Below are 25,807 nucleotides of genomic sequence, written 5' to 3'. Positions count from 1 at the left end.
ATACAGAGAAATAATAAAAAAGAAGCCCACTATAAATAGTGAGCTCAATATTAATTAAAATATTGTCCTTCTGGCCTATTGATAAAAATCGGAACTGTCCCACCTGCATTTCCAATCACTATCTGGAAACCATTATTTTTATTCGTATTATATATTTTCACTGGTCCCAATAAGTCATCATTTACAATTTCAGTTGGTTCACCAAAAACTTTGTTAAATTCAGCATCAGTCATTTCTACACCTGGGGTTATGTAGATTGCACCGACTCTATCATCTTGACCCATCGCTAAAGATATATCACCAACTCTATCTAGCCCACCTTGATGCATATCATAACCTTGGTTCTTTTCAACCGGACCATATAATGCCTCTACTTCTTCTCGAGTCATACCAACCTTTATTCCTGCAAAATCTTCAGTATGCGCTTCATGGAAGAAATACTGTTTAAATGCAGGGTCTTTAATATCAATTTTCCCGTTTTCATCTATAAAGCTGTACTGACTTTTTGTTTTTGTATTGTTTTCTTTACTTTTTGAAGTAGGTTTAGACACTGATTTACCTGCTAATACTTCTGAAGCAATCTTCTTAATTTCAGGATCAGTTGTTTCTTTAAATTCTGGCATCATATCAGATTCAAATCCCCATGATTCAGTGTATAGCGCAAAATATCCTAATCCTTTATTCCCTTTGAAGTGATATTCGTATACTTTACCGTTATTCGCTAATAAATAAATGGTTGTATCAGAATCAGAAGTCATCATACCAGTGATACCTTCAGCTGTAACTGTATCATATGATGCGTCATGTTCCCCTATCGTGCCATCTTTGGCATCGTACATGACAACTCCTGCATCTGCAATAATATCGTGTACATCGGCACCTGGATTAAGCATCGTTTGTAATAAGATTAACCCATCCTCAGTATTGGTGAATATATCTGTCGAGATTCCTCCACCATGGTTTAAGTATCTGCCGGTAACAGCTTTACCTTTATCTTCTGCATAATTAATCATTGCAGACTTAAATTTTTCATATATTGATTTATCAGTTGCAGTATCATCACTTGATTCTAGCATACCTTTACCATCATTAATTTGAGCTAGACCTACTAAATAGTCGTTGTCATCAAAAGCTGCTCGAATTTTGAAACCGTTATTATCGTTATCATTGTATTCTAAAGTATTAAATGGATATACTGGCTCGTCACTAGGATTCGCATATACTCTTAAGAATTCACTTTTTGTAATTTTCTTATTAGGATTAATGACAATCTGACGTACTTTATTTTGATTATCATAGTTTACTGCATATACGTCATATAATGCACTCGTCTTTAATCCATAAAGATCATTACCTTTACCAAGTGACGGACCGTAAATCGCTTCAACTTCATCTTTAGTCATACCGAATTTGATTTTGTCCACGGAAAATCTATGATCATTTCGCATATACATTGAATGAAAAGACGATGTCATAATATCAGTTTTACCTGTTTTCTTTGCTGAAGACTTTGTGACAATCTTCTTTTCAGATGAATTTTTAGTTTCACTGTTCTTCGTATTCGTAGTATCGTTAGATGCATTACTACTTTCTATTTTTGTCGCACCTTTATCCTGAGTTTTTTCTTCTCCACATGCAGCTAATAATGTCGTTAAAGATAAAGCAATGATTAATGATTTTTTCATACATATCCTCCAGAACGATTTAATTACTTTTATTTTACAATTATTGAGCTATAATATGTAAAAATATCCAGAATTAATATACATGTTTGAACTATTCTTGATTAGTTTTTACAATTGATAATATTTAAGGAAGATTAATGGCCGATATTTTCGTTTTATCGGCCATCATTTTATGAAATTAGCTAAAAATCAAAATTCATGGCCGATAAATTCAATTTATCGGCCATAGTTATTAAATATAAAATTTTTGATGTTAACTTTAATATCAATTAGAAGAATAATTTCCTTTCTTATCTTTAATTATCATCATTTTTACATAATCATAATTAAAGGAGTTATTTTTTATATCTCTTAATAAATATTTTTTCCACTTCTTTTTTTTGATTAATGACTTATTATCCATTAAAATAGCAATTGTTAATCTTGGATTTTTGTATTCACCACCAACAACTGTATACACAAAAGTTACATTATCATAAATATCTATATATTCAATTCCAAAACCTTTTTTAACATTAGAAAGAGTGTAGCCTTTTTTAGGTAAACCATATTTTTTTATAATGGAGTTACGAGTATAATCCTTATCGCCAAATGCATTTTGGTCTACAATTCTATTAATTGTAGCAAATTTAGCTTTAGTTTGTTTCTGAAAGTCACCATAAGCATAATCATCATAACCATTTACATAAATTTTCTTAACAGTATGATTAACTACTGTATGGGAGTCATCATATATTTTAAATTTATCAAACTTATCTCCCAATCTCATACCATGTAAAGGCATCTTTCCTTCTTTAACTTTCTTAATTGTTTGAGCATCTTTTAAATAATCGATTGATTTTATATACGACTTTGCCTCAACATTCGTAGTTAAAATTGTTGAAAATAGTAATGTACTAAAAGCTACTGTATTTATTAATTTTTTCATTTTAACCTCCTAAAAGATAAATTATTACAACTAAATTGTAAATCATATACATATTTACCTCAATAAGATTATCTATTTAACAATATTTTATATATTAGTTTCGTTAATTTTGCTTTTCTTTTAAACCTCAATACATTTATCATAACTCTGCATTTTCTTTAAATATCATAAAATAATAAATTTATATTAGAAAAGTGAATATCAATTATCCGCTGATGGCACACGCAACAATTCATAACGTTCACTCACTAACTCGTACCCTTGTCTTTGATACATTTCTCTTGGTGAGTCATTACCGTCAGCAATTAAGATAACTCTCTTACCAACTTGTTCTGCATAATGCCATATTGCTTGTTGTAATGCTGTTCCAACGCCCTGCTTACGCATTGCATCCAACACGTAGAAGTCATCTAATTCCACATACTGCGCACTTTCCACCGCTTCAACTTTACCAGCTGGAAATCCATGCTGATACCCAACAAACTGCAGGATTTGCGGGTTCAATAAATCACGTCGATGCGTGCGCTCTTTCAGATCAGCAAATTCCTCACCATACTCTAAGTCCCCTTCACGACATATTTGAAGAAAGTCTAGGAATACATCATCATCGTTTAATACTTGAACAACTTCAATCTCTGAATCCTTTGATTTCGGCATCTCTTTCAATAAATAAAGCTCCATCTTTTCAACAATAAATCCTAAAGCCTTTGCTTTCTCCTGCAACGCATCATTCAGCACTTCATTCTCAGGAAATATAAACAGGGCATGTTTTTGTCCGCGTTGTTCATGAAATGTCTTTTGCGTTTCATAGTCTGTCATAAAAGTATCAACATCCGGCGTCACTTTATATTGAAAGTAATTGGCATAATATTTAACGAGCTGGCTCGGTGTGTGGTAATGAATATATCTTTCGTTTTCTTCAAATACGTCAGCGTCATTATGCGTATTTGCAAAACTAGGTTGAATGACTGCTTTGTTTATATTTTGATCTCCCATGTTATTCTCCCCTTATCATTTTATATTTATCATACTAAAATGTACTAAAAAAGACCCGTATCATCTGCGATAAGGATCATTTTGTTGATAAGGATTGTAGTATTTATCTTGCCTTATTGCTTTCGGATTTGGTACCCATTTGTTTGTTCCAGGTTCAAAATCTTGAGCACACCACACGATGCACCATATAGTGAGTACTAGATTTACAACAAATGCAATAAGTTGAAAACTATCACTCTTCCTTTTATAACCATTTCAAGATATAATATACATAAAAAGTAAACGAGGTGCGTTATGACTAAGAAGATTTCTTTTAAAATCCTCATGTTCACATTATTCTATCTCGTCTTAATGATATGGATGATTAATATCGGAATATATAAAGATCTCATATTACTTTCATTTATGATTCTTTATTACTTTACTTCAGTAAGACAATTAATTGCTGAGTATAAAACTAAAATGATAGATCCTGCCAACAAAATAGCAATTCATAAAGCAAATATAGTTAACTTTCGAAACAATGTCGTTGAGAGTTTAATAATTTTCATCATTTATGGCACAATCATTTATTTCAAACACTTACCTGATTTATTTGCTACTCCATATTATATGCTTATTTTCCTGCCTGCCGGAGGTGTATTCGGATATGGTGTGCGCTACTTTATGGAGAAAGAAGAACTTCAAATTGCACTGAACAAAAGAAAAACCACTTCACATTAGAAGTGGTTCACTTTATTTCACAGCGATAATGATATTATCGCTGACTTTTTTATGTTTAAACTTGTCTGCATGTTCGAAATCATCATTGAAAATAATATGATATTCATTACCTTTTACAGCATATTTGAACTCGTAATCGATAATCGATTCATTAAATCCTGCAAGCGTAAATTTATGATAAATACCTGCTGTATTATCCTTTAAAACAGGAATCACCGTATATTCATCTACAGGACCATATTTATTTCTGTAAAAGAAGAAGGTTGCTTCACCATTATTCAACTTTGCAACAAGTTGACCCGTTGTTGACACTTGCTTCAATACCGCATTTGCTGCAGTTTGTGGATCATTATACTTTCTTAAAGATGCGTCAGTACCGATACGATTATTCTCACTATCCAGCCATTCACCGTTATTTCCGATCAACGTCACATCTTTTTTCAGTGTTTTATCCATTAGTACCCCGCGCTTACCATCATCACTCTCTATAAAGAGATTAACTGAATCATCACTTCTATCAATAGCACCAGATTGATAATCAAGTTTACCTGCAGGTGTATTAATCGACCAGGTATTATCAATAAATTTGTTATCTTTCATATATTGATGACTGATAATTTTCGGAAACGCCACCTTTGTCTTTCCAGTCTTATCAAATGTTAAGTAACTATTCATAATGTAACCAACTTTGTTCCCCATATATGTTCTTAAATTAAAGTAGTTACCATCTTTAAGTTTAAAGAATTCATTACGCACTGATAAATCATCCAATTGTTCCATTGCAAGCTCATCAACATGTAATTTAGCTTCATCGTAATATTGATAAGAATCTTTAATCTTTTTAATATCTTTTGTTGCGATAATAGATTGCTCTTTCTGCATATTATGAACTACAAAAAATGCTGCAATCGATAATAAAAGTATCACAGCTAAACTGATTAACACGCGTTTCATTTCATCACTCATCTCTCATATAATTCCATCATTATACATTAAATTGATAATTATGTATATTGACTCCAAAAAGAAAACGCCCTATAAAGGACGTCTACTTATTTATCTTGATCTTCTTTACTTACCTTCTTCTCACCAGGCTGTAACTCAAGCTGGTCTTTAACTTTCTCGTTCATCTCACCATCAATAACTGATTCCGGCATAAGTTCACGTCTATTACTTGTAGTATCTTTATCAACGTTTGTCATCTTCATCGCCTCCATAAATATTATATTTTTATATACCCTTGCTGTATTATAATAGTCGTATTAAGTATAAAAACTTTTTTTCTTTAAACTAGAATTATAACTATTATATTTTAGGTTATTTTTAGTTACTTTTTTTGTTTATATTTTATTTTTACATTATTGTTATTTAAAAGAAATGCCTATAAAATATATTTATTAAATATATTTTAAGGAGAATTTCATGAAAAAATTATCTATCACTTTACTAACAAGTTCATTATTATTTTCAACTGTTAATTTGGAAGCTCATGCTGGTGAATATGTAAAATCTATTAATTATATTGAAAGTAAGGAAACAATTCAAAAAGTTAAAGATGGAAATATAGCTCTTCATGGTATGAAAATAGGAGACTACTTATCAAAATTTACAACAAAAAAATATAAAGATTCACACCGTATTGTAGATGATTTTTATACTGAAGCTGGTGCTTGGGTTATAAGAACTGGTGTTGGAGCTGACAAAGGATTTACAGATTTCCAACAAAATAAACCCTTCAATAAATTAAAAATTACACGATTAAATGATGATTATAATAGCTCACCTTACCGTCTATATAAAGATGATATAAGAAAACATTATGGAAAACCTAGCAAAGATAATACCTTAAGAATAGGTAATCCAAATTCTGGTTATAAACAAGTCGATGTTTATAAAAATGTCACTTTTATTTATACTGAAACTAAAATTACTAAATCAAACCCAAAACTTACTTATGTAGTAATAATGAAAAATAATACAAAAACTAAATTAAACAATTGGAAAAATTATTTAAAAAATAATAAATTTAATCGTATAAATAAAAACTTTGAAAAGAACACTATTATGTATGATTCATATGGAAAATATACAAAAGGAAGAAGTAAATAATTGATTGACAGCTTAAAAGCTGTCTTTTTTTGTCTACTTTTTTATGTTCTTATATAATGAAAGAAATAAGGAGGTCAACCAAATGGATTTTAAACAGCGCGCGGTAGAGATGTTACATGAAACATACGGAGCTGAAGCTAACTTTCGAGAAGGTCAACTGGAAGCGATATTAGCTGTAGTAAATAAACAGAAGACGCTGGTGATTCAAAAGACTGGCTGGGGGAAATCGATTGTATACTTCATCGCTACTAAGTTATTAAGAGAAAATGGTAGCGGTCCTGCTGTTATCATCAGTCCTTTACTTGCATTAATGCACAATCAAATTGATGCTGCTGCTAAACTTGGTTTAGATGTCGTAACGATCAATAGCAATAACAAAGATGAATGGGATGATATTTATGCACGGCTTAGTGCGGTTGATGCCATTATTGTTTCTCCTGAGAAATTATCTGATGCAAGATTTATTGAAGCATTATCACAAGTGAATGATATCGAGCTTATTGTAGTAGACGAAGCACACTCTATTTCAGACTGGGGTCATGACTTCAGACCTGATTATCAGCGTATCGTGAACCTCGTTAAAGATTTACCGGATTCAATCGCAATTCTTGGCACAACTGCAACAGCAAACGATCGTGTCATTGAAGATATTAAATCGCAACTCGGAAATCTCCAGGTATTTCGTGGTAATTTAATCCGTTCAAATATTTCGATTCAAGTGAACCCAGCACAATCGAAGGCAGAACGACTTGCTTTCTTAGCGGCATCTCTCACAGAGCATCCTTTTTTGAACAAAGAACAAGGTATCATCTATTGTCTTACGAAGAAAGAATGTGTTTCTGTAGCACATTTCTTAATTGAACAAGGTATCTCGGCCGCACCTTATTATTCAGGTATGCAGAACGAATATGGCGAAGATACTAGCGTAACTACGCTTGAAGCATTTCATAACGCGGAAGTACGTGTAATTGTTGCAACAGTGAAGCTTGGTATGGGGTACGATAAATCAAATATCGGTTTCGTTATTCATTTCCAGCTGCCACAAAACTTAATTTCATATTATCAGCAAATTGGACGTGCAGGACGTAACGGTAAACCAGCGCTTGCAATGCTACTTCATGGTGATGAAGATGAAGCGATCATCAACGCATTTATAGAAAGTGCGAATAAAGACCCGAAATTATTATCAGAAATATTAACGCGCATTAGCCAGCATCCTGAAGGTATGACCAGAAACGATATTCTGCCTCACTTCAATATGAATGTCACAAAGCTTGGGTCGGTACTTAAATACTTATTCGTCCATGAATACATATTAATGGATAAGCGAAAGTACGTCATCAATCCAGATAAACCCTTTAATGCTGAAGAGAATGCTCAATTACAGCAGCAATTAAACGTAACGCGTTTACAGGAACTCGAGCATTTAAAGCGATTTATCAATTACGACAGTTGTTATATGAAATATATCGCTGACGAACTTGATGCACCAGATAAACAGGAAAAGTGTGGTATTTGTGCACATTGTAGAAATCGTGAATTCATAACGATAGATAAAAATCATCCAATGCTATCTATCGCAAGCCAGTATAAGAATAAATTACACGGGGAAATCTCACCGCGTAAACGCTGGTCGAATAATAAAAAGATTGATGAATCATTACAATTTAAGACAGGATGGACGTATACAACAGATGCCTATTCACCTGTCGGCCGTAAATTTATGTATGAACGCGACAATCATCATTTCTCAGAACAGACGACTTTACAGATCAGCCAATTCCTTAATGACATGATACAAGAACATCAGATTGACGCTATCGTAGCAGTTCCAAGTCTTAGACGACCTAAGCTCACTAACAAACTTGCACAAGCTGTAGCTGAGTATAACCATATCGAATATATCGATGCAGTCGTAAAAATAAAGCCTGGTTACAAACAAAGCGAGATGCATAACTCAATCATGCAGGAAAGAAATATCCAGGAAACCATTGCTATTCAAAACGAAGATTTAATAGAAGACAAACACATACTACTCATTGACGATACCGTCAATTCCCGCTGGACAATGACAGTCGTCGCATCAAAACTTTTAGTTCATGCAAAAGCGGTATATCCATTCGCACTTGTGAATACGGGTGCCGGAGAATAAAAAAACTGTCTTTTTTAATACATTATATTAGTATTATTATATAAAATTCAGCAATATATTTAACAAATATATCCTATTTTGATTTAACCTCCAAAATTAAACAGTTATAATATAGAAAAATTATAAGGGGATAGATAGTATGATTCATTGGTATATAAAATATAATAGAAAATTTTTCATACTTAAAAGTTTAGTGTTTGTGTTTACACTAATTATGCTATTTATTTTGTATTATCCGAAACATATTTTATTTGGTACATACTGTCTACTACTTATTCCCTTATTCGTATATGTGGATACAATTACTCAAATTAAACGTCGCTTCGAAAATGTGAATGCCCAAAAGCAGCTCATCAGTGAATGGTTATTATAAGATGCAGCAACATATTCAGGCTTTATTATCTTTGTCGTTATTACTGGGTACTTTGTCATTCACTTCTCGCCATATCACATCCCAGGATTAAATATATTAATCGGCTTACTTATTGCATATATTCTTATCGCAATCGGAAAGTGGTTGAGATGTTTAGAAGATTATTTAGATAGAAAGCGTGGCAATCTTCAATGAAGAAACAGTGCGCTGAATGTTTCAGCGCACTGTTTCTTCAGTTTCTTTTATTTATAGTTTAATGCGATATTGACAAACATTTCAAATGCTACTTTAAAGCTTGATTCATCTATTCCAAATTTAGGGTGGTGATGCGGATAATCAAATCCTTCACTGCCGCTTCCTATAAAGATATATACGCATGGCGCTACTTGTTGATACGCACTGAAATCTTCGCCTCCCATCATCGTTGGCTCAGAGACAACTTTTCCCGGGTAATTACTTTCTGCAATTTCTCTTACCCATTGTGTATGTGCTTCATCATTATAAACTGCATCATATCCTATCGTATAATCTATTTTATGGGTTGCACCATTTGCCAGACATAGATGTTCTATTGTCTTTTCAATTTGTGATTTACATATTTCTCTATTTTCAGCTGTTGTTGTCCTCACTGACCCTGCCAATGTAACTTTATCCGGAATAACATTAGCACCATTAACATTGCCTGCTAAAAATACTGTATTCGATACGACTACGGGTTCAAATGGTTCTACTTTTCTTGATACAATGCTTTGAATTTCATTGACGAAGTGACTACCTATCAGCAGCGGATCTATCGTTTTATTCGGCTGACTGGCATGTCCACCTCTACCTTGAATTTCAATTTGGTATAAGTCTGAATTGGCGCTTGCAGGACCTGATTTTATATCAATATACCCAAGTGGCAATGTTGCCCAAATATGATGTCCATATATAAAGTCAAATCCTTCAAAATAGCCTGTTTCAACTAATTCACGTGCACCACCAGGAATTAATTCCTCAGCATGCTGAAAGATACAATGTATCTCATTTGTCAGTTCATGTGCATGATCATTAAAGTAATGTGCAGCGCCGAGTAAGACTGCTGTATGCACGTCATGTCCACATGCATGCATAAGGCCATCATGTTGTGACATAAAGTCTAAATCAGTACGTTCCTCCTGTATCGGAAGTGCATCAATGTCTGCACGCAGACTAATTTTTTTATTACCACCTTTATTAAAAACACCGATAGTACCTGTTTCAGTTAATTCAATTACTTCACAGTGTTCTAAACTACGAAGCACATCCCTTATATATTTTGTCGTTTCATATTCTTTAAATGACGGTTCTGGATTCTGGTGTAAATGTCTGCGATATTGTATTACTTTATCTTCGTATTTCTGATAATCTATCATATTAATTTCCTCCTAAATGAATCGGTCCACCTGGTCCCACTGGAATGCCTAAGTAAAACCATACAAGTAATAGAATCGTCCAGAAGATACCGAATGCAACAGAATACGGCATTAATGCTGCAATCATCGTTCCTAAGCCGATATCCTTTTGATACTTCTGAGCATACGATAATAGCAATGGTAAATAAGGCATCATCGGTGTAATCGGATTTGTTATCGAATCCCCTACTCGGTAAATAACTTGTGTAAATGCTGGATGTATACCTAAAAGCATCAGCATCGGAACTAAAATTGGTGCGAGTATTGCCCATTTCGCTGAGGCACTACCTATCAACATGTTTATAAATCCAGATAAAATTAGTATACCTAGTATTAATACGATACCATTCTGCCCTTTTAGTAATTCAGCACCTTTAATTGCGATAATTGTTCCTAAATTACTCCACGTAAAGAATGCCAGCATCTGTGCAGCAAAGAATACGATCACAATAAAGCCACCCATCGAGCTCATTGATTCTGCAAGCATTTCAGAGAACTTACGTGTTGAACGCATCGTTCCAGCAACAATTCCATAAACCAATCCTGGAACTAAGAATAGAACTGTAATAATTGGTACAATCCCATTCATTAACGGTGAATCATCAATTAATGAACCTGTCTTTGCATTGCGTAATAAACCACTTTCAGGTATCGCCAAAAGTGCTACAACTGCCATTGCAACAAGTACACTAATATTGGCAAATAACATCGCTTTACGTTCTCTATCTGATACGTGATTCTCTTCGGCACCTTCCTCAATATGTCCTGTGTACTTACCAAACCTCGGAATAACTATCTTTGACGTTACAAACCATGCTACAAATAATAACAAGACTGTTGATGCACATAAGAAATAATAATTCATTGCAGCATTCACTTTCACACTGCCATCTATAAGTTTTGTTGCAGGTTCTGTAAATGACACAGCTAGTGCATCAGTCATACCTATTACTAAACTTGCAGAGAATCCACCAAGCGCAGCTGCATATGCCATTACAAGTCCCGCAATTGGGTGATAACCAAGCTTTATAAACACTAATGCCGCAATAGGCGGTAAGACGATTGTCGCTGCATCTCCTGCAGCATTTCCCATAATACCTACAAATATAATGATCGGAATTATAATTTTGCGTGGTGTCTTCTCAATCGTATATTTCATTAACGTTTCAAAGTATCCTGTCTTCTCAGCAATACCAACACCTATCATCACAACAAGTACTAATCCTAAAGGTGGAAAGGCAGCGAAATTCGGGACCGCTTCTGAAATAATTTTCGCAATACCATCAGGCGTTAATAAGTTAACTGCTTTCACTACTTTTCCATCGGTAGGATTCTTTGCTGATAAACCAAAGAAACTCGCTATTGATGATGCCACTAAGATAATGGCACAAAGACTAATAAAGATAACAACTGGATCAGGTAATCTATTACCGGCTTTTTCAATCATGTCTAAAAACTTGTCCATCATACTTTTCTTTTTTACATTCTCACTCATTACATCTCCTCCATTTAATTATTAGAAAATTCAGTTAAGGATAACTTAATTACTATAATATCGATAATATTTAGTGATTTCAAATCATTTAATACGATATCGTATTAAAGAGTATTAAATAATCGCTGTCACTTAAGTTAAAAAAACCGAACAAAATATCTTTGTCCGGTAGTTATGCGATGACTGTACCTTGTTCTGCATCAAAGTATTTAATTTTATCTTGTTTAATACGAACATGAATGACATCTCCAATATTCAATGGTAATTGCTCATTGAATTTGGCGATACATTTCTCATCGCTAATATTAAAGTTCACAATTGTCGTATCTCCTAATATTTCACATGCGGTAACTGTTACTGCAGTTCCATTTTGATCAATGTACACATCTTCAGGTCTAAACCCTACATCAATCGTTTGATGATTAATCGTTGCAGGGAGACTGAAATCACCAAACTTAATCGCGTTATCAATTAAATGTCCTCTAACAATATTCATTGCTGGACTTCCCATAAAGTTTGCTACAAATTTATTGGCGGGATTATTGTATATTTCTAACGGTGTACCGATTTGTTGAATGTGACCGTCATTTAAGACCATAATGCGATCGCTCATCGTCATTGCTTCGACTTGATCATGTGTAACATAAATCATCGTCATCCCCAGTCGTTGCTGTAACTGACGTAGTTCTACACGCATTTGACCTCGCAGCTTTGCATCTAAGTTAGATAATGGTTCATCCATCAGACATATCTTAGATTCACTTACAATTGCACGAGCAAGTGCTACACGTTGACGTTGTCCTCCTGACAGTTCACCTGGCTTCTTCTTTAAATATCTTTCTAATCCTACAAGCTTTGCCGCTTCCATCATCTTTTGCTGACGGTCATTTTTAGGCACTTTTCTATTTTCCAGGGTAAATAATATATTCTTCTCTACCGTCATATGAGGATAAAGCGCATAGTTTTGAAATACCATCGATAGACTTCTATCTTTCGGATGTAAATGATTTGCTAACGTATCATTTATAAATAACTTACCTTCAGTAATATCTTCTAATCCTGCAATCATCTTAAGCAGAGTACTTTTCCCGCAACCACTAGGTCCTACAAGTACAAAGAACTCACCAGCAGCTACTTCAAAGTTAATATCTTTTAAAACCCATTGCTCTTTGTGATATCTTTTATTTATATTTTCTACTTTCAGCATTAAAATCCCTCTTCCCAAATCAATTGGTCGTCTTTAATTAATTCTGTCACATCATTTAATATAATATCTGCCTCGTGCAAATGTTCATGCTTACTCGTCCCACTTAATACGCCTATCGTAAGTCCAATATTGCCATTCTTACCTAACTGCATATCGATAGGTGTATCACCAACCATAATCATTTCATTCGTCTTAATTTGATATTTTGCTATAAGTGAATCCAGTATTAAATGATTAGGTTTTTGCACAGGGACTCTGTCACTTGTGATAATTTCATTAAAGTAATGGCGAATATCAAACTTTGTTAAGAAATTATCGGTACTAATATAATCATCCGCTGTAATAACTGCTAACAGGTAACCTTTTTCCTGTAATTTTTTCAGTACAACGTCCGTGCCTTTAATCATTTCAAGCTGATGTTCATATTGATTGGCGAGTGCGTCCATATTTTTGCGCGTCCATGTTTCAACTCTTGCATCATTAGTGTAACCTTTAAACACCTTGATAATGTCGTTTGTTGTGCCACTTGATAATATGCCAGCAGGTTCGATGTAATCTGCACCTAAGCCTAATGCTTGTAATATATCTTCTTTATCAACTTGAACATCATACGAATTTATAAAGCTGTCTACAATATTATGACCAATTTTTACCCATACTGATTCGAATCTAAGCAGGGTACCATCTTTATCAAATATGACTAACTTATACTTCATACATCAATGCCTTCACTTCTTTATACGTTGTTGTTGTACGTTCGATGACACCTTGATAAACCGGGTTCGTAAATGCTAACAGTGCTTCGTTTCTAAGTTCAAATCTAAAGAAATCATTAGGCTCAACTTCAATATTAAATGTAGCAACATTATTTTCTAAAGCAGCAACATAGCGTTTATCTTTCGTAAATAGCGTTACTTCTGCCGTTATAGGTTCTCCTTTAACTTCAAATGACACTAGTAAGTTACCACTTGTATTCATTGTCTCACCAAACATTACTGCTTTATCATTTACAGTAACGTTGAATGCTTCAACATCCATAAATCTCGTTACGAATACATGGCCATTACGGATACTTTGGAGTAAATTGTCTTTATTTAGTCCATCACAATATACATGTGTTGTCGGATCATTTAATGCATTTGTTCTATTGTTATCTTTCACATCAATTAGATGATGGAAATCACTACCTCCAACTGCTGTAATGCGATGCCCCGTTACAAGTGATGCGTGCCAGAACTTTAAAGCATCTTCTGTTGCCTGAGGATTATCCTTATAACTTGGATCATTCCATAATTCAAGACTATCAATCTTTGTTAAATCCAGTTCATCATGTAACCATGACCAAATTGTCAAGAATGGATGGTTAATACTCACTAACGTACCTTTATCACGCATGCTATCCATCAAACGATGCGTGCCTTCAATAGATTCAATATTATAGTCATCTGAATACATATCGATGGTATCCTGAAGGTTTAATGCATTCCAATGCCCAGTATTACCTGTAAACTCAACACCTGGAAGTACTAACAGCTCACTCTCTGGCCATATTGTATGGTAAAAGTTATGATCTGTAATAAAGAAGAAATCTAAGCCCACTTCCTTTGCATGTGCAACCAATTCACCTGGTGTTAAACTACCATCCGTAAGGTTCGTATGGGCATGCAAGTCGCCTTTATAAAAACGTTTGTCTGTTATACTTTTATCTGTCATACTCTGAATAACCTGATGGTTCTCACGCATATTAGCAGCCTTGCTATTGGATACTTCAACATTAACAATCGGCATCGTAAACTTCTGCACGTCCATTACGACGTAAGTAAGATCGCTATCATCAAATAATTGTGATTGCCCATAAGATACATCTGCTAAATCAACCACTAACTCAGCATCTCTACCGATATATTGATACACTAATGTATCACCCTGATACAAACGGACATAAGTCCAGAATTCACATTGTATATTAAAAGTAATAAGAGGATATTGGAATCCTCTTATTGAAATTGTACCTATAGCTTTGTTCATTTGACTGGCCCCTTACTATTTAGCACTATTATCTAAAGCTGCTTGTGCTTCTTTTTGTGCCTCATCTAATACTTCTTTCGCTGGCTTCCCTTCAATTTCCATTTTGTCAGCTGCTTTTTTGATTGCATCTTGTATCTTACCGCCAGTTGGATCGATAAATAAGCTTGAAGCATGTTCTGCCTGCTCAATAGGCTTTAAGATTTGTGGATGTTTCTTAGCGTAAGCTTTAAATTTCGCATCTTCTTTTGCTGAACTTCTCACTGCGATATAACCAGTATTCATTGACCAGTCTGCAGTATTTTCTGCTTTCTCAAAGAATTTGATAAATTCAAATGCCGCTGCTTTTTGTTTCGCTTCAGCTTTAGATGGAATCGCTAACTGTTGACTTGATGCAACCGGTGCACCTTTCTTACCATTAAATCCAGGTTGTTCAGCTGCTGCTAATTGTTTAAAGTCAAGATCTCCCTGGTCACCTGATGAACCGATATAACCCGCTGATTTCCCTTGCATTACTTCATCAATCGTTTTATACCAATATTCCCAACCTTGGCCGCCAGAGTTGATTTTCATCGTCTTATCTTTATTAATCCCGCGATCAATAATTGACCATGCTTCAACCCACTCTTTTGAGTTGATCATTACTTTCTTACCTGATTCGTCAATTACTTGACCACCGTTAGAGAAAGCGATATCCATTAAGTTATCAGCACCCCACATCGGCGACCAGCCGTAACGCTCAACTTTATTACCAGACTTCTTAGTTAATTTCTTTGCTGCTGCTTCAAATTTCGTCCAGTCTTTAAAGATATCTTCAGTTAATCCCGCTTCCTTTAATGCATCTTTACGGTAATACATTAATTGTGTTGTCCCGTATGCTGGTAACGTGAATTGCTTATCTTCAAACTGTCCATCCTTTAAGAATGTCTCAATAATATCTTTCGTTTCATAATCATCTTTAACATCAATATATGGCGTTAACTCTGTTAAAATCTTTTTCTTTGCCATAATCTTACCAGTGTCCGTTGTTGTTAAAATTAAAGCTGGTGTCTTACCACTTGCGACAGCAGCTTGTAATTTCTTATAAGTTTCATCATAATCTGCTTGCTGAACACCTTTTACTACAACTTTATCTTGTGATTTATTAAATGCATCGATTTTCTCCTTCATTTGATCGCCTAATTTACCACCTAGACCATACCAGAACTCGATTTCTACCTTGTCACCTTTTTTTAACTCTACAACCTTACCATTAGATCCACCATTTGAAGTACCACCGCAACCCGCTAATGTTGTTGCTAATACAATAGAAGATAAACCTGCATAAATAAACTTTTTCATTTTTTCATTCTCCCTTAGTTTATGATTAATAATTTATTTAATACCATTGTCTGAAATACCATTTACAAATACCTTTTGAATCGCAAAGAACAAGATGAGTAACGGTAAGATAGTGAACGTTGAAGCTGCCATTACTTCCGGCCACTTCACACCGTATGCTCCACCTTCAATAAAGAATTGTCTTAAACCATTCGTTATCAACATCTTATCTTGAGATTGCAAGATTAACGAAGGCCATAAATAACTGTTATAATTCTGTACAAAGCTGATCAACATAAACGTAACAAATGTCGGTTTCGTTAACGGGAACATAATTCTAAATAAAATCTTAAAGTGACTCGCACCATCAATCAGTGCAGCTTGTATCACCTCTTTAGAAATCTGTTTGAATGCCTGTCTGAATAAAAACACGCCGTAAACACTCGCTGCACTCGAAATAATTAATCCGATATGGCTGTCAATTAAATTTAATTTACTCAAAATAATATAGCTCGGTACGTAAGTTGCCGCAGCAGGTAACATATACGTTCCCATGACAATCGAAAACAACGTATGTTTACCTTTCCATTGCATTTGAGTCAGTGCATAAGCAAATAATGCTGAAGTCACTGTTTGAATTAATACAATCGCAATAGACGTGTACGTACTATTCCATATGTATGTTGCAAACGGTGCTGAATGAAAAGCTTCATTAAATGTCTGCCATTTCGGTGATGCAGGAAACAATTTAAATGGCACCTGGAATATCTCATCTTTCGTCTTTAACGCGCTGAGAATCATCCATAGAAACGGAAAGAACATCAGGAAACTTGCAAGCGCTAATATTACATGTCTAATCGTTAAATTGAATTTCCTCATTGATAATGCACCCACTTCTTAGAAACATAGAACTGTATTGCTGAAAGTATCGCTGTAATTACGATTAATATCGTTGCAAGTGCTGTCGCACGACCCATATTGTATTCTTCAAAAGCCATCTGATAATACATGTACAGTATCGTTCTAGTAGAACCTGCCGGACCACCTTGCGTTAATATCTGGAACTGGTCATAAGCTTGCAGGGCATCAATTGCCAGAATAATTACTAAGAAAAATGTCGTAGGTGAGATCATCGGTAATGTAATCTTCATTAGCTGTCTAAATGGTGGTGTACCATCAATTGATGCAGCCTGATAAAGTTCTTTCGGCACTTTCTTTAAAGCATCTAAATAAAAAATCATCGCCCAGCCAATACCTTTCCAAACTGTGACAATAATAACGGCAACCATCGCCCACTGTGATGATTGCAACCATCCAGGTTGCCCTAAATGAAGCATCCCTAACACTTGATTGAGAATACCTATTTTTGGTTCAAAGATCCATGACCAGACGATTGACACAGCAACCATTGGCGTAATCCACGGCGAGAATAATAATGTTCTGTATATGCCACCGAGATGAATCTTCTTCACAACAAGCAACGCGAAACATAACCCCAATACTAAAGTAGGAATTGTCGTTCCAACGACAAAGTAAAATGTATTCCATAGTACTTTGTAAAATTGCTCATCAGTTAAAATACTTTGATAATTACCTAATGCAACCATATTGTATTCTTCACTCATAAAATCCCAATCTGTAAAGCTGATATAAAAGCTATAGAACATCGGAAAAATCCAGAATGCTGTTAATGGAATTAAACAAGGCAGAATAAAACATAATAAAGTCAGCCAATTGCTTTTTAATAACTTCTTATTCTTGTTCATGTTGATCTCCTTTCAATGCTAATATACAAGGTAATTATGTATTCAATGTTAATAATATGTAAATTATGTGTAAACACATAAAAAACACACAAATTAATTTGTGTGTTTAATCCATCCATCTATATAATTTTATATTTACTCGCATATTTCTCTTTTATATTTTCAGCCAATCGCTCATCACTAATTATTACATCACATAATTGATCATCTCCCAGATGTATAAGGGATACATTATCAAACTTACTATGATCGGCAACAGCCACTACAGTTTGTGCACGTGCATGAAATGCCTTTTTTATTTTCACTTCTTCCATACCATAATCGGTAAAACCTTTGTCTAAATCAATACCACTTAAACTCATGAAGAATAAATCAATATTGTATTTACTAATATGCTCAATCGCAACATCCCCAATAATACATCGTTTCTGATTATATAACACGCCACCTGGTACAATAACTGTGAAAGTTGTTATTTTAGCAACAATCTCTATGATGGGAAGACTGTTGGTAATAATGGTTAAGCGGTTAAACTTTCTGGCAAGACGTCTCGCAATCGCTGTATTTGTCGTACTCACATCTAATGCAATGGACATTCCCTCTTTTACAAACTGCGTTGCCTTTCTGGCAATCTCTCTCTTCTCTTCTGCATATAAATTCTCACGCTCTATGAAATTCTTCTCCACATCCGACTTCGGTTCAATATATTCAGCACCACCATGAACTCGCTTTAACTTCCCTTGCAATTCTAATGCTTCAAAATCACGGCGTATCGTTTCGAAAGACACATTCAATAAATGCGCAGTTTCTTTAGAGCGAAGTTTCTTATGCTTTAACAATAAATTTAAAATTTCATTATATCTCTCATCAACAGTCACAATACACACTCCTTTTTGTGCATTTACACAGTAATACTTATACATTCCCACAAATCCAAATATTATGCAATAATATTAAATTTTAATGTAGATGGGGATAGGTGCTGAATGTAATTCGATTCGATTAATTAGAATACTAGTAAAGACCCTAGAGCTATCTCTAAGGTCTTTATTAAATATCCATCTTTTCTCTTTTCATTTTATTAAATGACACAATATGATTTACGTCTTTTCTTTTAAGTAAAGCTCTTATTTCTTCGTTATAAATTCCGATATCATGTGGGAAGTGGCTATCAGAACTTGTAGTGAAATGTACATTATGTTTACTCAATACATTAATAAATTTTTCACTCGGACATTGTTCTTTCACTGGATAGCGATATTTTAATCCGACGTTTACTTCAGTGGCAACGTTGTTTTCTACTAATGCTTTTGCTACCTTTTTATAAAAAGGTATTAATAATTCTTCGTCAGGTCGGAAATTAAATACTTTCAAATTATCTAAATGTGCAATAAAACTAAAGATGCCACTTTCAGCTGCTTTTATTACAGTATTAAAATGGTCTTCATATAGTTCAACTAAATCATATTCTTCAAATTTACTTGCAAGTTCAGGATTATCAAATCCCCATCCCTGATTAAAATGTACAGATCCAATGATATAATCAAACTCATAAGGTTTTAGTAAAGATTTTAATGTTTCCTCGCCACCAACAAAATAATCCGCTTCAATTCCAAGCTTTAATTCGACTCCGGCATTAGCCCATTTCTCTTTTTGATTATTGATAAAGTTAACAAAATCACTCATCTTATGTGTCATAACTTGTTTTAACCATTGCCTTTGTCTGTTACCTAAGTCAGTATCCGATACATCCATATGCGTTAGAAAATAATCTTCAGTTTCTACAAAGCGATATAAGTGGTCTACAATACCAACTTGTTTCAGTCCTTTTTGAAGTGCTCTATCTAAATATAGATCCAACCACCATTCTGAATAATCACCTTCTGAGAGTCGCTTTCTAAATAAATACTCTTTTCTCTCAATATCTTTAAGTGTTCCATCTGAAGTTGTATTATTTACTGTGTCTATTGATGTAATCGTCTTGTTAAAAAAATTATTTGTATATGGTCCTTCTTCTAAATGAATATGTAAATCTATCAAATTTTCACCTCTTTATATTTACCCATTCCAATTGTGGATTTCCACTTATTGAATCTGGTTTATCAAAATTTGTAACCACACATTGAATAGAGTGGTAATCCGATATTTTATATAATGGTTTTTTGCTATATTTAGATGCGTCCGTGATTAAAAAATTATACTGGCTGTGGTTTATCATTGTCTTTGAGCAAATTGCTTCATTCATATCAAAATCATAAATAAAAGATTCATTAAACGATCCACACGAAATAAATGCTTTATCAAAAGTAAAATCTGAAATTTGTTGAACAGTCATTGCACCACTTAAAGCACGTTGTTCAGGATTAGATACTCCCCCAAGCATAATAATCTCTCCTGAAATACGACATTCTTCTAATGCACGATTAAAGAATTCACATGCAATTAGAGAGTTCGTTACAACAGTTAAATTCGTAATATCTTCAAGATAATCAGCGATATAGCAGGTTGTAGTACCGACATCAACGATTATTGTATCTCCAGAATGGATAAATTCTGCTGCTTTTTTTGCGATTTTACGCTTTACACCTGAATTAATATCCATACGCTTTTGTAGTGCCATCTCTTTATTAGAAAACTTATATTTCACTGCTCCACCATGTACACGAGACAGTAACTTATTATCTTCCAGTAGAGATAAATCTTTACGTATTGTTTCAGGCGTTACTTCAAGATAAATAGCTAATTCATTTACTTTAACAAATTTGTGCTGCTTAACATGGTTAACAATATAATCATGTCTCTCTTTGATATCCATAACTATACACCTATCTTCTGTATAGATTTCTTCCATTCATTTCTATTGAAGCGTCCTAACATTAAAAATGCACGTATCAATTCATCAAAAATCATTAAAATAAATACAACAAAAATGCCTAACCCGAAGAATTTGATACCAATAAATGCACCTGGTATTAGCAAAAACCAAGTAACAATAATATTAATCTTTACAGGATAAATTACATCACCTATTACATTAAGTATAAATACTAAAAATACATTGATAGCTCTTATAGGCTCAAGTATTAATGATAGAAATAATAAGTTCAAAATAACTTTCCATGATTCTTGTTCAAAATAGTTGTGACCTAAATAAAAAAATACAATTGTTATCATTAGCACAATAGACAAGCTTATTAAGCAGGTTAGTTTTAAATGCTTGTGAACTAAAGTGCGCAATATATTATATTTATACTTTGCAATAAATCTACCTAAAAAAATTTGATTGGCAATCGCAAAACTTAATGCAAAGGTAAATGCAAATCCTGTCATCGTTTGAGTAACAATTTTTGAAGACACAGCAAGTGTACCTATACTAGCGATTAACGCTGTTAATATAAGCTGAGAAAAATTATATGATATATTCTCTCCTGCACTAGGCAATCCTAATCCAATGATTTTCTTAAAGAAACTTATATTAAATTGTTTTATTTTTATCGATATTAAATACTTTTTAATTAACCAGATTAATAATATACACCCTGCAATTCTACTAATATTAGTTGCCCAAGCTACCATTAATACTGGCTCATCATATTTATCACCAGAGCCATAAAGAATATATGCATTCAATATAATATTAATACTACTCATCAAGATAGAAACTATCGTCACATATTTAGCATATTCAAGTACTCGTAGTACCGTCCCCATTAACATATTGGTTGTATGGACAAAATTCATTAAAAGCAAGGCAAGTGCAAACGACTTTGTAACTTGATAAACATCTTTAGGGATATTAAGTACATTCAATATAGGATCAATAAATAACATAGCAAAAATAGATAATATGACTGTTACTACTATATTGAAAATTAACCCCATCGTTATATCCGTCTTCATTAATTGCTTGTCTTTTTCTTTACTATGAATTAATCGAATTGAAATTCCGACATGTATTATAGTGATAAGAAAAGTTACAATCACCAATACTTGATTCGCTAAACCGACTGCAGCGACAGTAGACAAACCTATACCTGTCAGCATAATTATATCGATTTGACTCATTAGCATAAAAAAGAACTGTTCGATTAATACAGGATAAAAAAGCTTATTAAATCTTTTATTTGAACCTTTTATCATATTCTAATACCTTTGTTGTTACTCGTCCTGATGGTTCAAGTTCAAACATTCTGGCACCGCGATGAACATCTCCATAACAATGAAATCCGCTTACTCTTCCAAAACATAAATTAATACCATTTAAATTAAACTGGAAATCATTATCGTGGTCATGGCCACATGATACATATGACACATCATTATTGTGTAACAATTGAACGAACATGCCACTATTGATATCCGCTGAAGAAACCTGTTCATTGTATATTCCTTTTAATCCATTCTCTTTGTTTGCTAATTTATACTCAGGAAGCGGAATGTGCGTAAATAATATATTGTTATTACCTGTAAAACCAGAATTCACATATCTCTCTCTGGTCTTACGAATCCAGTTGACATGTTCCGGATGAATGTAGTCATAATGACTGATATTCAACTTATCATAATCGCCACTATCTATTACATAAATCACATGTGTTAACTTATTGTCTTGCGTAACTTCTATACAATACGCTTCTTTATCATCAACAATATAAGTATGTTTCTTTTCAGCTAATAAATTGATTTCTGATTCAAGTGCTCTTAAATCAGACCTTGTAAATTGATTTTCTGTATCATGATTGCCATAAGTTATAGCAACAGGAACATTTAAACTATTCAAATGTTGTATTAATTTTTTATATGTCTGATCACTATCGATAATACCTTCTGACCAGATTTGATCACCAGTTAGCATCAATAAATTCGGATGATAGTATAGAACCATTTGAGAGATTAATTCAAATGTTTCCACATCCTCTTTATTGTGATGTGGACTTAAATGTAAATCAGTTAATTGAATAATTTTATAACTCATAAATAACACTCCTATTCTTTCATCGATCCAATATTTACACCTTTAACGAAATGTTTCTGAATAAATGGATAAATGATAAGAACAGGTATAACAACAATGACTATTGTTGCCATTTGCAATGACTCACCTGTAATAGTTATCTTATCCAGCATTTCATATGACCCAGATTTTTGTTTCAATGCGTTAGCAATTGCTTCTTGTGTTGTTAACATTTCTTGCAATACAGTAGCGATAGGTTTGAGATTTGCATCTCGTACGAAAAATGATCCTGTAAACCAATCATTCCACTGTGAAACAATATTGAACAATGCGATTGTAGCAATAACCGGACGACTCATTGGGAGAATAATTCTCCAGAATATTTGAAAGTCATTACAGCCATCTAACATCGCAGCTTCCTTCACACTATTCGGTATTTCTAAAAAGAATGTGCGCATAATCAATATATTCCACACACTATATAAAGATGGAATAATATAGACCCAAATTGTATTTGTTAAGTGCAATTGGTTTAACACAAGATAAAGCGGAATGATTCCGCCACTAAATAGCATTGTAAAGAATATAAAGAATGTGATTGTCTTTCTAAATGGCAATGTTCTTGAACTTAATGCAAAAGCTGCCATGGCAGTGAGCAGTACACTCAAGACGGTCCCAACAACCGTCTTGAATAGACTGATCCAAAGTGCATTTACTATCTTACCTTGTTTAAATATTTCGATATAATTATCAAGTGTGAACATTCTTGGCCAAAAATAAATACCACCCTTTTGCGCATCATTACCATTATTTAACGATAAAGCTAGTATATTAAGAAATGGTAATACTATACTTAACGTTAGTCCGATTAAAATGATCATTGTAACAATTTTAATAACAAGCCAAGACTTATCTTTGCCTACTGGCATGGTACAACCTCCTAAAAGCTAAATACTAGAAGCGAACTTTTTCACCTTTTTTTATTTCATCTTCAACTAATTTTATAAAATCTTCAATGCCCGCATCTTTAACGCGTTGAGATGCTTCATCTAAAATTTTCTTTGATTCATTATCAGATTTTGCATAATAAGCACGTTGTAGTGCTTCATCATATTCATTTAAAGCTGTCTCTAAATCTTCTGAACGCTCAAAACGTGGTAAGAATGACTTTACAGTTAATCCATCAATAACTTCTGCATTTTTCAGTTTCTCATCATATCCCCACATATCAGCTATCTTTTGACCTGTATTTTGCGTATTCTTACGTGCACTTGCACCATATTCAGCTTCACCAAAGTCTGCTTTACGATCGATATCAGTGTATCCTAAATGTTCTGCCCAATAAGCACCTGCTCCGCGGAATCCACGTTTCTTTGCTTTATCTGGATTGTTTGCAATTTCATCTAAAACTTCTTTTTTAACAACCGGGTTACCTTTTTTGTCTAATGTGTAATCGCGACCTTCAATACCGTATTGTGAGATTAACTTTCCTTCACGACTTGCTAAGAAATCAGCAAATTTAACAATTTCTTCTGGATTTTTAGTAGTCTTAGGAATTGCCCATCCTGCATACCCAGATTTATATGGTAATGACATCTTGTATGGTCTATCAATAAAGTTTAATGGTCCAACAGGGATGTATTTCATGTTTTGATTTTCTGTTACATAGTTGTGTAAATCAGAAACAATTCCGAATGAACCATTTACAATACCTTCTTTTGCTTTATTTTCAGGTAAAGTGTAAAACTCAGGATGCATTAACTTCTCATCCATTAATTTTTTAACATATTTCACACGTTCCATACTTTGTTCAGTTTGCGCTTCGTGTTTAATCTTTCCATCTTTATCTTTTAAGAATTTTTCATCAGCTGGACCAGTCCATACTAAATCATTATAAAAAGCAGTACGATCACTTCCACCCCAAGCTGTTGGTCCAATTGGTGTTATTGATTTTCCATTCTCATCTTTAAATTTTCCATCTTGAATTTTCTTTGCAAGTTCATACATATCTTTTGAAGTTTTAATAGACTTAGGATCTATTTTAAGTTTCTCTATAATATCTTTTCTTACATATGGGCCACCAATTGTCTTTACTTCAGGACTTGCTGCATTTCTCGGAATACTCATATGTACTAAGTAAGTCCCATCTAAGTCTTTACGGAACATGATGTTGTCTTTTGTATCTTTTGGTAAATAATCATCTTCAAAATATTTTTTATATACTTTTGAATCTTTTAACATGTCAGTTAAGTCTGTTAATTGACCTTGCTTAGCAGCTTTCATTAAAACTTTCATTTCTGGACGACCACTATCATTTAAATAATATGCAATAAAGTCTGGCAAATCTCCTGCTGCAAGGCCAGCTGTTAAAGCGTCAGTTGAGTCACTACCTGGAGCTGTCTGTAATTCTAATTCAATTCCTGTCTTCTTTTTTATTAATGCTTGTACTTCTTTGTTTTGTAGTGGAGAAACATCTCCTTCACTTTGAAATACTAAACCTTTAATCTTACGATCTGCTATCCATGTATCCGGTTTACCTTTTTTATCCGCCTCTTTACTCTCTTTTTCCTCTGTTTTGCCACATGCAGTTGTAAATAGTAATAAAAAAGATACCATTAATAATATAATTTTTCTCATTTCA

The 25,807-nt window shown here is 33.6% G+C and carries 23 protein-coding genes; 3 read left to right on the top strand and 20 right to left on the bottom strand.

Annotated elements, in window-relative coordinates:
• Nucleotides 1-50: 50 nt before the first annotated feature.
• The 3 genes from JJJ02_RS07430 to JJJ02_RS07420 all read right to left on the bottom strand — a co-directional run bounded on the left by JJJ02_RS07430 (nucleotide 51) and on the right by JJJ02_RS07420 (nucleotide 3,609).
• Nucleotides 51-1,685, bottom strand: a complete 1,635-nt coding sequence (locus tag JJJ02_RS07430) for a hypothetical protein (protein WP_240837381.1) — start codon at nucleotides 1,683-1,685, stop codon at nucleotides 51-53.
• Between the two features lie 265 nt (nucleotides 1,686-1,950).
• Nucleotides 1,951-2,613: a hypothetical protein gene (locus tag JJJ02_RS07425; protein ID WP_240837383.1), complete on the bottom strand. Its 663-nt coding sequence runs from the start codon at nucleotides 2,611-2,613 to the stop codon at nucleotides 1,951-1,953.
• Nucleotides 2,614-2,814: 201 nt separating this feature from the next.
• Complete coding sequence (locus JJJ02_RS07420) at nucleotides 2,815-3,609, bottom strand: GNAT family N-acetyltransferase (protein WP_240837385.1); 795 nt, start codon at nucleotides 3,607-3,609, stop codon at nucleotides 2,815-2,817.
• A gap of 294 nt (nucleotides 3,610-3,903) precedes the next feature.
• Between JJJ02_RS07420 and JJJ02_RS07415 the strand changes: the two genes are divergently transcribed.
• Nucleotides 3,904-4,332 carry a hypothetical protein gene (locus JJJ02_RS07415; RefSeq protein WP_239242434.1) on the top strand — a complete coding sequence of 143 codons (429 nt, stop codon included), beginning with the start codon at nucleotides 3,904-3,906 and terminating at the stop codon, nucleotides 4,330-4,332.
• Nucleotides 4,333-4,344: 12 nt separating this feature from the next.
• Here JJJ02_RS07415 and JJJ02_RS07410 read toward each other — a convergent pair whose 3' ends face one another.
• Complete coding sequence (locus JJJ02_RS07410) at nucleotides 4,345-5,286, bottom strand: hypothetical protein (RefSeq protein WP_240837388.1); 942 nt, start codon at nucleotides 5,284-5,286, stop codon at nucleotides 4,345-4,347.
• 98 nt (nucleotides 5,287-5,384) lie between these two features.
• Entirely contained in the window at nucleotides 5,385-5,534 is a 150-nt protein-coding gene (locus JJJ02_RS07405) for a hypothetical protein (protein ID WP_239242436.1), read from the bottom strand.
• Nucleotides 5,535-5,754: 220 nt separating this feature from the next.
• On the opposite strand from JJJ02_RS07405, the gene JJJ02_RS07400 reads away from it, so the two are divergent.
• Both JJJ02_RS07400 and JJJ02_RS07395 read left to right on the top strand, forming a co-directional pair.
• Nucleotides 5,755-6,441, top strand: coding sequence for a hypothetical protein (locus tag JJJ02_RS07400; protein ID WP_239242437.1), 687 nt, complete (start codon nucleotides 5,755-5,757; stop codon nucleotides 6,439-6,441).
• 82 nt (nucleotides 6,442-6,523) lie between these two features.
• Complete coding sequence (locus JJJ02_RS07395; RefSeq protein WP_239242438.1) at nucleotides 6,524-8,593, top strand: RecQ family ATP-dependent DNA helicase; 2,070 nt, start codon at nucleotides 6,524-6,526, stop codon at nucleotides 8,591-8,593.
• Between the two features lie 615 nt (nucleotides 8,594-9,208).
• Here JJJ02_RS07395 and JJJ02_RS07390 read toward each other — a convergent pair.
• From JJJ02_RS07390 to JJJ02_RS07320, 15 genes are all read right to left on the bottom strand, one after another.
• Nucleotides 9,209-10,360: a M20 metallopeptidase family protein gene (locus JJJ02_RS07390; RefSeq protein ID WP_239242439.1), complete on the bottom strand. Its 1,152-nt coding sequence runs from the start codon at nucleotides 10,358-10,360 to the stop codon at nucleotides 9,209-9,211.
• Between the two features lies 1 nt (nucleotide 10,361).
• Nucleotides 10,362-11,894, bottom strand: coding sequence for an AbgT family transporter (locus JJJ02_RS07385; protein WP_239242440.1), 1,533 nt, complete (start codon nucleotides 11,892-11,894; stop codon nucleotides 10,362-10,364).
• A gap of 172 nt (nucleotides 11,895-12,066) precedes the next feature.
• The gene (locus tag JJJ02_RS07380; protein ID WP_239242441.1) at nucleotides 12,067-13,101 is read right to left on the bottom strand and encodes an ABC transporter ATP-binding protein; all 1,035 of its coding nucleotides are present in this window, start codon (nucleotides 13,099-13,101) and stop codon (nucleotides 12,067-12,069) included.
• Entirely contained in the window at nucleotides 13,101-13,817 is a 717-nt protein-coding gene (locus tag JJJ02_RS07375) for an HAD family hydrolase (protein WP_111714146.1), read from the bottom strand. The genes JJJ02_RS07380 and JJJ02_RS07375 overlap by 1 nt, the downstream gene beginning before the upstream one ends.
• Complete coding sequence (locus JJJ02_RS07370) at nucleotides 13,807-15,129, bottom strand: CehA/McbA family metallohydrolase (RefSeq protein WP_239242442.1); 1,323 nt, start codon at nucleotides 15,127-15,129, stop codon at nucleotides 13,807-13,809. Before JJJ02_RS07370 ends, JJJ02_RS07375 begins: the two co-directional genes overlap by 11 nt.
• Before the next feature lie 15 nt (nucleotides 15,130-15,144).
• Nucleotides 15,145-16,467 carry an ABC transporter substrate-binding protein gene (locus tag JJJ02_RS07365; protein ID WP_239242443.1) on the bottom strand — a complete coding sequence of 441 codons (1,323 nt, stop codon included), beginning with the start codon at nucleotides 16,465-16,467 and terminating at the stop codon, nucleotides 15,145-15,147.
• A 33-nt stretch (nucleotides 16,468-16,500) separates the two neighbouring features.
• Nucleotides 16,501-17,325, bottom strand: coding sequence for a carbohydrate ABC transporter permease (locus JJJ02_RS07360; RefSeq protein ID WP_239242444.1), 825 nt, complete (start codon nucleotides 17,323-17,325; stop codon nucleotides 16,501-16,503).
• Nucleotides 17,322-18,212: a carbohydrate ABC transporter permease gene (locus JJJ02_RS07355; protein WP_111714142.1), complete on the bottom strand. Its 891-nt coding sequence runs from the start codon at nucleotides 18,210-18,212 to the stop codon at nucleotides 17,322-17,324. The genes JJJ02_RS07360 and JJJ02_RS07355 overlap by 4 nt, the downstream gene beginning before the upstream one ends.
• Nucleotides 18,213-18,331: 119 nt before the next feature.
• Complete coding sequence (locus JJJ02_RS07350) at nucleotides 18,332-19,090, bottom strand: DeoR/GlpR family DNA-binding transcription regulator (RefSeq protein WP_240837390.1); 759 nt, start codon at nucleotides 19,088-19,090, stop codon at nucleotides 18,332-18,334.
• Between the two features lie 172 nt (nucleotides 19,091-19,262).
• Nucleotides 19,263-20,252: a histidinol phosphate phosphatase domain-containing protein gene (locus tag JJJ02_RS07345; protein ID WP_239242447.1), complete on the bottom strand. Its 990-nt coding sequence runs from the start codon at nucleotides 20,250-20,252 to the stop codon at nucleotides 19,263-19,265.
• A gap of 4 nt (nucleotides 20,253-20,256) precedes the next feature.
• Nucleotides 20,257-21,027, bottom strand: a complete 771-nt coding sequence (locus tag JJJ02_RS07340) for a DeoR/GlpR family DNA-binding transcription regulator (RefSeq protein WP_239242448.1) — start codon at nucleotides 21,025-21,027, stop codon at nucleotides 20,257-20,259.
• Between the two features lie 2 nt (nucleotides 21,028-21,029).
• Nucleotides 21,030-22,352, bottom strand: a complete 1,323-nt coding sequence (locus JJJ02_RS07335; RefSeq protein WP_239242449.1) for an MATE family efflux transporter — start codon at nucleotides 22,350-22,352, stop codon at nucleotides 21,030-21,032.
• On the bottom strand, nucleotides 22,333-23,187 hold the full coding sequence (locus tag JJJ02_RS07330) for a metallophosphoesterase family protein (protein WP_239242450.1): 855 nt from the start codon (nucleotides 23,185-23,187) through the stop codon (nucleotides 22,333-22,335). The genes JJJ02_RS07335 and JJJ02_RS07330 overlap by 20 nt, the downstream gene beginning before the upstream one ends.
• A gap of 11 nt (nucleotides 23,188-23,198) precedes the next feature.
• The gene (locus JJJ02_RS07325) at nucleotides 23,199-24,095 is read right to left on the bottom strand and encodes a carbohydrate ABC transporter permease (RefSeq protein WP_239242451.1); all 897 of its coding nucleotides are present in this window, start codon (nucleotides 24,093-24,095) and stop codon (nucleotides 23,199-23,201) included.
• Nucleotides 24,096-24,120: 25 nt separating this feature from the next.
• Nucleotides 24,121-25,803, bottom strand: a complete 1,683-nt coding sequence (locus JJJ02_RS07320) for an extracellular solute-binding protein (protein WP_239242452.1) — start codon at nucleotides 25,801-25,803, stop codon at nucleotides 24,121-24,123.
• Nucleotides 25,804-25,807 lie beyond the last annotated feature (4 nt).

This window comes from Macrococcus sp. PK, assembly GCF_022501545.1.
GTDB lineage: Bacteria > Bacillota > Bacilli > Staphylococcales > Staphylococcaceae > Macrococcoides > Macrococcoides epidermidis.
The sequence above is the reverse complement of the archived record's forward strand: the minus strand, read 5'-3'. Positions and strand labels throughout refer to the sequence as shown.

Bases quoted from the DNA above. Each gene is read 5' to 3' on its own strand.
- JJJ02_RS07430 (WP_240837381.1), bottom strand. From the start codon at position 1,685: ATGAAAAAATCATTAATCATTGCTTTATCTTTAACGACATTATTAGCT.
- JJJ02_RS07425 (WP_240837383.1), bottom strand. From the start codon at position 2,613: ATGAAAAAATTAATAAATACAGTAGCTTTTAGTACATTACTATTTTCA.
- JJJ02_RS07420 (WP_240837385.1), bottom strand. From the start codon at position 3,609: ATGGGAGATCAAAATATAAACAAAGCAGTCATTCAACCTAGTTTTGCA.
- JJJ02_RS07415 (WP_239242434.1), top strand. From the start codon at position 3,904: ATGACTAAGAAGATTTCTTTTAAAATCCTCATGTTCACATTATTCTAT.
- JJJ02_RS07410 (WP_240837388.1), bottom strand. From the start codon at position 5,286: ATGAAACGCGTGTTAATCAGTTTAGCTGTGATACTTTTATTATCGATT.
- JJJ02_RS07405 (WP_239242436.1), bottom strand. From the start codon at position 5,534: ATGACAAACGTTGATAAAGATACTACAAGTAATAGACGTGAACTTATG.
- JJJ02_RS07400 (WP_239242437.1), top strand. From the start codon at position 5,755: ATGAAAAAATTATCTATCACTTTACTAACAAGTTCATTATTATTTTCA.
- JJJ02_RS07395 (WP_239242438.1), top strand. From the start codon at position 6,524: ATGGATTTTAAACAGCGCGCGGTAGAGATGTTACATGAAACATACGGA.
- JJJ02_RS07390 (WP_239242439.1), bottom strand. From the start codon at position 10,360: ATGATAGATTATCAGAAATACGAAGATAAAGTAATACAATATCGCAGA.
- JJJ02_RS07385 (WP_239242440.1), bottom strand. From the start codon at position 11,894: ATGAGTGAGAATGTAAAAAAGAAAAGTATGATGGACAAGTTTTTAGAC.
- JJJ02_RS07380 (WP_239242441.1), bottom strand. From the start codon at position 13,101: ATGCTGAAAGTAGAAAATATAAATAAAAGATATCACAAAGAGCAATGG.
- JJJ02_RS07375 (WP_111714146.1), bottom strand. From the start codon at position 13,817: ATGAAGTATAAGTTAGTCATATTTGATAAAGATGGTACCCTGCTTAGA.
- JJJ02_RS07370 (WP_239242442.1), bottom strand. From the start codon at position 15,129: ATGAACAAAGCTATAGGTACAATTTCAATAAGAGGATTCCAATATCCT.
- JJJ02_RS07365 (WP_239242443.1), bottom strand. From the start codon at position 16,467: ATGAAAAAGTTTATTTATGCAGGTTTATCTTCTATTGTATTAGCAACA.
- JJJ02_RS07360 (WP_239242444.1), bottom strand. From the start codon at position 17,325: ATGAGGAAATTCAATTTAACGATTAGACATGTAATATTAGCGCTTGCA.
- JJJ02_RS07355 (WP_111714142.1), bottom strand. From the start codon at position 18,212: ATGAACAAGAATAAGAAGTTATTAAAAAGCAATTGGCTGACTTTATTA.
- JJJ02_RS07340 (WP_239242448.1), bottom strand. From the start codon at position 21,027: ATGGATATCAAAGAGAGACATGATTATATTGTTAACCATGTTAAGCAG.
- JJJ02_RS07335 (WP_239242449.1), bottom strand. From the start codon at position 22,352: ATGATAAAAGGTTCAAATAAAAGATTTAATAAGCTTTTTTATCCTGTA.
- JJJ02_RS07330 (WP_239242450.1), bottom strand. From the start codon at position 23,187: ATGAGTTATAAAATTATTCAATTAACTGATTTACATTTAAGTCCACAT.
- JJJ02_RS07325 (WP_239242451.1), bottom strand. From the start codon at position 24,095: ATGCCAGTAGGCAAAGATAAGTCTTGGCTTGTTATTAAAATTGTTACA.
- JJJ02_RS07320 (WP_239242452.1), bottom strand. From the start codon at position 25,803: ATGAGAAAAATTATATTATTAATGGTATCTTTTTTATTACTATTTACA.